General features: G+C 37.6%; 5 protein-coding genes. 3 read left to right on the forward strand and 2 right to left on the reverse strand.

The genetic code is table 11. From position 1 onward, the window contains the following. Together P8M52_RS00885 and yihA are read right to left on the reverse strand one after the other, a co-directional pair. On the reverse strand, positions 1-2466 hold a 2466-nt coding region (locus P8M52_RS00885; RefSeq protein WP_300305970.1), incomplete at its 3' end, for a PD-(D/E)XK nuclease family protein. After that, positions 2467-3066 (reverse strand): ribosome biogenesis GTP-binding protein YihA/YsxC, encoded by a 600-nt coding sequence (gene yihA, locus P8M52_RS00890; protein ID WP_300305973.1) that lies wholly within the window; start codon positions 3064-3066, stop codon positions 2467-2469. Between the two features lie 83 nt (positions 3067-3149). Here yihA and P8M52_RS00895 point away from each other — a divergent pair, with 83 nt between their 5' ends. From P8M52_RS00895 to tig, 3 genes are all read left to right on the forward strand, one after another. Continuing rightward, positions 3150-3440 carry a c-type cytochrome gene (locus P8M52_RS00895; RefSeq protein WP_300305976.1) on the forward strand — a complete coding sequence of 97 codons (291 nt, stop codon included), beginning with the start codon at positions 3150-3152 and terminating at the stop codon, positions 3438-3440. A gap of 91 nt (positions 3441-3531) precedes the next feature. Beyond that, entirely contained in the window at positions 3532-4173 is a 642-nt protein-coding gene (locus P8M52_RS00900) for a c-type cytochrome (protein ID WP_300305978.1), read from the forward strand. 111 nt (positions 4174-4284) lie between these two features. Beyond that, on the forward strand, positions 4285-5580 hold the full coding sequence (gene tig, locus P8M52_RS00905; protein ID WP_300305980.1) for a trigger factor: 1296 nt from the start codon (positions 4285-4287) through the stop codon (positions 5578-5580). The last annotated feature ends 27 nt before the right edge of the window (positions 5581-5607 follow it).

Here is a 5607-nt window from a genome sequence, read left to right on the forward strand (position 1 = left end):
GATGCGACACAATAAGTCGAACTCACAATAATCACAAGCGGTTTTATTGGGTAAAACCTGCGCTTGGCCTGATTGAAAATCTTGACTAGCTCGATTAAGCCTATCTTTCCAAATGATTAACTGCTCATCCCAGGCTTGACAGGACCCCTTTCGTGAAGATTGTTTAGGCAGTGAATCAGGATCTTTTGATAAGCCTTTAAAACTAATGGCGCTAGAGTTCAGTTCAATAAAAGCAGCGCCTTGAGTGTTATTGGTAATACTGTAAATAGGCAATTGTGGTTCGGCAATATCTACCGAGCACCATTTCGAAATAGACGTGGATCCAGTTTTGTAGTCAAATACAATTTGATCACCATTATCCATTTTATCAAGTCGGTCAAGGCGTGTATTAAAGCTAAGGCCAGCAATATTAACTGTCACATTACGCTCAGTAGCTAGTACGATAAAATTCTCTCTCAATTTTTCGGCTTTAAAAAATTTGAACAAAAGTTGCTCTATTCTGGTTTTTTCAATGGTTTTGAATCCAGAGTCTTCGTGGCGCGTTAGTGCTACATAAACCTTGCGACTAATTAAGGCGGTGAGTTCGGTTTTACCTAGTTTTAGTAACGCTTCTTGAGTTTTTAATTCTTCGTAGATATATTGTAAGGCGTTGTGAATGACGTTACCTTGTTCGCGCCTATCTAAACCAACATGAGGTTCGTCATAATGCTTTATATTAAGGCGATGTGAAAAACCTTTAAAGGCACATGCCATTTGGTCTTTGAGTAGATTAACACCAGATTTAATTTTGCTTTCTTCGAATGCAGTAGCTACGGCATCGTTAATCAATTCAGTGCTAATAACTTGTGGCTGGGTTTTTATTATGTCAATGGCTTGACTTGGAAAATCAAGTAGTGGTGTGGGTAATTGCTCTAGTTCTAAATGCGATTTCGCATAAGAAAAAATCACTTGATCAGCCAGTGAATTAAGGTTTTTTAACGTGTCTTTAGCATCAGCTTGAATCAGTTCATAACTACTAAATGGAATTTGATGATGAATGGCGATATTACTACTAATAAATCGTGGCGAGTTAAGTCTAGCTGGTAAGAAATCATTAGTCATACCCATTACCCAAGCTTTGTCAAAGTGTAAGCCTTCTGCTTCTAGAGATCCAATAATCTGAACGTTGGCTTTACTGGATTGCGCCTGAAAAACTACTTGATTGACAATTTCTTCAAGTCTATATAATGCCACAGTGGATAAGCATTTATCTTGATGCAGTGAGAGTTGGTTTAAGTTCAACGCACTGTTAAGATATTTTTGAAATAGTTGATACTCACTACTACTTAGATTACGATCAGTCGCAAAACCCCAATTACTTAGGGTTTGATTAAAGATCAACAAGTGCTGACTCAGGGTTTGTTTTGTGTTTGGTATAGATTTAACCTGATTAATTGCGTCTAGTAACATTGGACAAAGCTCCAAAGAGTCGTCTAATTGCTCAAGTTGGAAATATTCAAGCACTAGAGAGCTGACCTTGTTAGTAAGCAAGTGACGAGCGCTACACTCTAGCTGGTAGCCTTTAATGTAAACACTACGAACAACCTGATTAAACAGCTTGGTATGAATTTTGTTTTTTCTAAGTTGCTCGGTTAGCTTAAGTACTTTGAGCAAGTCCTGTATTAATCCGTATTGTGATAATGGTAAGCCAAGTGATATGTTGTAAGATTTTTGCCCGGTCTCGGTCAGTTGGTTGTTAAAGATTTGATCAAAACTAGAAGTTAGCTGATGCTGTAATTCTTTAAGCTGTGGACAAACAATAACAATTGAATCGTCAGGGTTTTGATTTTGTTGTTGTTTTGCCCAAGTTGCAGCAGCCTTGATTTCATCTAGACTATTGTCAAAGCATTGTTGTTCACTTGAATGAGTTTGTGGCGCATAAATAGTTTGATAATTTAATACTTCAAAGGCTTGCTGCTGTAACGGGGTAAGCGTCTTAAAACCATATACATAAGGTGCAGAAACACCGTTGTGATTTTGTAACATTAAGTTGCCAAGATCATTAATATCTACCAAGCCTAATTGTTGTTTGTTTTGTTGATAATGCTCAATCCATTGGGCAAACACTTCACACGTTTGGATTTTTGAATTAGCTAGCGTTGAAAGGTTTATGAGATGATTAGTGCAATAGTCATAATTTCTTATGACTTCATTGGTTAGTTGGTTACGAACTGTTTGCCCATTAAATTCAAGAGAAAGTTCAATGAGATGGCGCTGTTCGGTAGTATCAATCAGGCGTAGTTTGCTATGAAAGTGTTGTGACTGCCAGTAGTGTTTAAGATATTGTTGCCAAGAAAAAATTTGGGGTAGTTGGGTATCTGGATGCTGTTCAGCGAAAGTGCGTTTAAAAGCTAAGACCTGTCGATTATTAGCAACAACAATTGTATCAGCCGATGTAATGTGAGTTAAATCAGTCTTTAAATGCATTTATTCAATATAGCCAAAGAAGGTGTCTAGACGCGACCACAACTCATCTAAACCTTGTTTTTTAAGACTTGAAAATAGCTGAACATCCACATAAGGATGATTTTTAATTGCTTTTTTTACTTGCTGATACGTATTGGCCGCAGCCCCTTTTTTAAGTTTATCAGATTTGGTTAGAATGATCTGAGTAGGTAGATTAATGCTGACACACCAATCCAACATCATTTGGTCAAAAGGCTTAAGTGGATGACGCACATCCATAACTAATACGGCACCACGCAAACAATCACGCTTATCAAAATATTCACTCATATCTTCATGCCATTGTTTTTTAATATGCTCGGGAACCTTGGCATAACCATAGCCTGGCAAGTCAACCAAGCGCCTATCTTGATCTAATTCAAAAAATACTAAATGCTGAGTACGACCTGGCGTACGAGAAACTTTGGCGAGTTTGTTTTGCATAGTTAGCGTATTAATCGAGCTAGATTTTCCTGCATTTGACCTTCCAGCAAAAATTACCTCAAAACCCTCATCAGGTGGACAGCCTTTTAAAGAAGGGCAAGAAAGTAGGAATTTAGCTTGATGGTAGTGTTTGCGCATTATAAATAAAGTATGTATAATCAAAAATCAGTGGTATTTGAACTATTTACCATTTTATATTATTAAAAAACAAGGAGAGAGTAATGAACAAGGTTTTATTAGTAGCTGCATCAGCAGCATTAGCAATGGGCTCAGTTGCAGTTCAGGCAAACCCGTTTGACGCACTAGGCTGTTCAGGTTGTCACGGAACTGGTGGTAAATCAGCAATTCCAACATACCCATCACTAGCAAAATCAGCACGCCCTGATCTTGACATTGTGAAAGAGCTTAAAGCCTTTCAAACTGGTGCACGTGTAGATGCAACAATGAATGCAATGGCAGCAATGACTGTTGGTCAAGAGCAAGCAATTGCAGATTACCTAGCAGGTCAATAAATTACTGACGCCATTCGGCGTATTTCGTAATTTTAATAAGCCGATATTAACGTATAATATCGGCTTATTTTTTTGTAAAAAGGACTAACCAATGAACAAACTAGCACTTATTTTTACAGCGACATTAGCTTTTATTTCTGTCAATACTTTTGCTGCCGGCGATGTAGCAAAAGGTAAGGCTAAATCTGTAACTTGCACAGCGTGTCACGGTGTTGATGGTAATTCAATGGTTCCAAATTTTCCCAAATTGGCTGGTCAAGGTGAGAGTTATTTGTTCAAGCAATTAAAAGATTTTAAGTCAGCCGAACGTAAGGACGGTTTAATGGCAGGAATTGTTGCAGCTTTGTCAACTGACGATATGGCTAATCTTGCTGCATATTTTTCTAAGCAAAGTGCTGCACAAGGCGTGGCTAGCAAAACAGCAAATATCGCTTTAGGTGAGAGACTATATCGTGGTGGTGACAAAACTAGAGGTGTTACTGCTTGTATAGCTTGTCATGGTCCTAAGGGTGCAGGTATTCCATCTGCAGGTTTTCCGACGCTAGCATCTCAACACACTGCTTACACGATCAAGCAGCTAAAAGATTTCCGCCAAGTATCTATCAATGCGCAAACAGATGCAAAAACACCGTCTAGAACCAATGATAACCGCAAGATGATGACTGCAATCACCAAGAGTTTGACTAATGCAGAAATCGAAGCTTTAGCTCAATATGTTGCTGGTTTGCATTAAAACACAACATTAAGACCACAAAAAAGGCAGTGTTTACTGCCTTTTTTATTGCGCACAATTTTAGGTATAATTGTCTGCTTTTATATAAGCAAAGAAACGGATTTAATACACATGAAAACTTCACTAGAAACATTAGAAGGTCTAAAAAGATCATTAACAGTAAGCGTATCAATTGACGATTTTAATCAGAAAGTGGATAAAATTTTGAAAACAATGGCTTCACAAGTAAGCATCGATGGATTTAGAAAAGGTAAAGTCCCAGTTTCCATGGTTAAACAGCGTTTTGGAGATAATGCTAAATCAGATGCGATTAACGAAATAGTGAATGAAACGTTAGTAGGCGCATTATCTGAAGTTGAAGTTTCTCCTGCAGCTAGACCCGCTATTACTAATGTAGATTCAGAAGGTGATACAGATTTTGCTTATACAGTAGAATTTGAAATTTTCCCAACAATTGAATTAGCAGATTTCGCTGCACTTGAAGTCGAGCAAATTGAAGTTGATATCACTAAAGAAGATGAAGAGAAGACCTTAAAAGGCCTTCAGGAACAATTGATCGAATTTAAGCCAGTCAAGCGCAAATCAAAAGAAGGTGATAGAGTAGCAATGGATTTTGTTGGTACTATTGACGGTGAAGAATTTGAAGGTGGAGAAGCTAAAGACTTTAAATTATTATTGGGCAAGGGTACCATGATTCCTGGTTTTGAAGAGGCTGTTACCAATGTTGTTGCAGGTAAAACAATTGATCTTGATGTAAGTTTTCCAGATGACTATCATGCAACTCACCTAGCCGGTAAGCCAGTTAAATTTGAAATTACAATTAACGAAGTTGGCTCACCAAAAGAACCTAAGCTAGACGCAGAATTTGCCAAAAAATTTGGTGAAGATGATATGGATTCTTTACTAGTTAGTATGAAAGAACAAATGCGTACTGAAATTGATGGACGTATTGAGCAATTAAACAAAGATACCTTGTTTAATGCTTTGGCAGCTGCTAATGAGTTTGATGTGCCGCAAAGCAGTATTGATGGTGAAGCGCAAAACCTATTAGCAGAAATGCAAGAAAACATGAAGCAACAAGGTCAAGCGCCACAAGCAGAAATGCCAGCCTCATTGTTTAATGAGGAAGCTGAGCGTCGCGTTAAGTTAGGCTTGATGGTTGGTCAGATTGCAAGTGACAATAATATGCAGGCTAGTATGGAGCAAATTGATGCAAAAATATTGGATATGTCACAATCGTATGGTGAGAATGCACAACAAATGATTAACTACTATAACGAAGACGTGTCTAGGAAGTCAAGCGTTGAGTTGATGATTGTTGAAAAAATGGTGCAAGACACAATTTTAGAAAAAGCCACGATTAAAACAGTTAAGAAGATGTTTACAGAGATTACTGAGAAAGGCTAAATGGATATAAATAATTTAAATCAAATT

It is taken from the genome of Candidatus Thioglobus sp. (assembly GCF_029243085.1).
GTDB lineage: Bacteria > Pseudomonadota > Gammaproteobacteria > PS1 > Pseudothioglobaceae > Thioglobus_A.

Excerpts from the sequence above, each read along its gene's own strand:
- yihA (WP_300305973.1), bottom strand. The coding sequence starts at position 3,066 with ATGCGCAAACACTACCATCAAGCTAAATTCCTACTTTCTTGCCCTTCT.
- P8M52_RS00895 (WP_300305976.1), top strand. The coding sequence starts at position 3,150 with ATGAACAAGGTTTTATTAGTAGCTGCATCAGCAGCATTAGCAATGGGC.
- tig (WP_300305980.1), top strand. The coding sequence starts at position 4,285 with ATGAAAACTTCACTAGAAACATTAGAAGGTCTAAAAAGATCATTAACA.
- P8M52_RS00900 (WP_300305978.1), top strand. The coding sequence starts at position 3,532 with ATGAACAAACTAGCACTTATTTTTACAGCGACATTAGCTTTTATTTCT.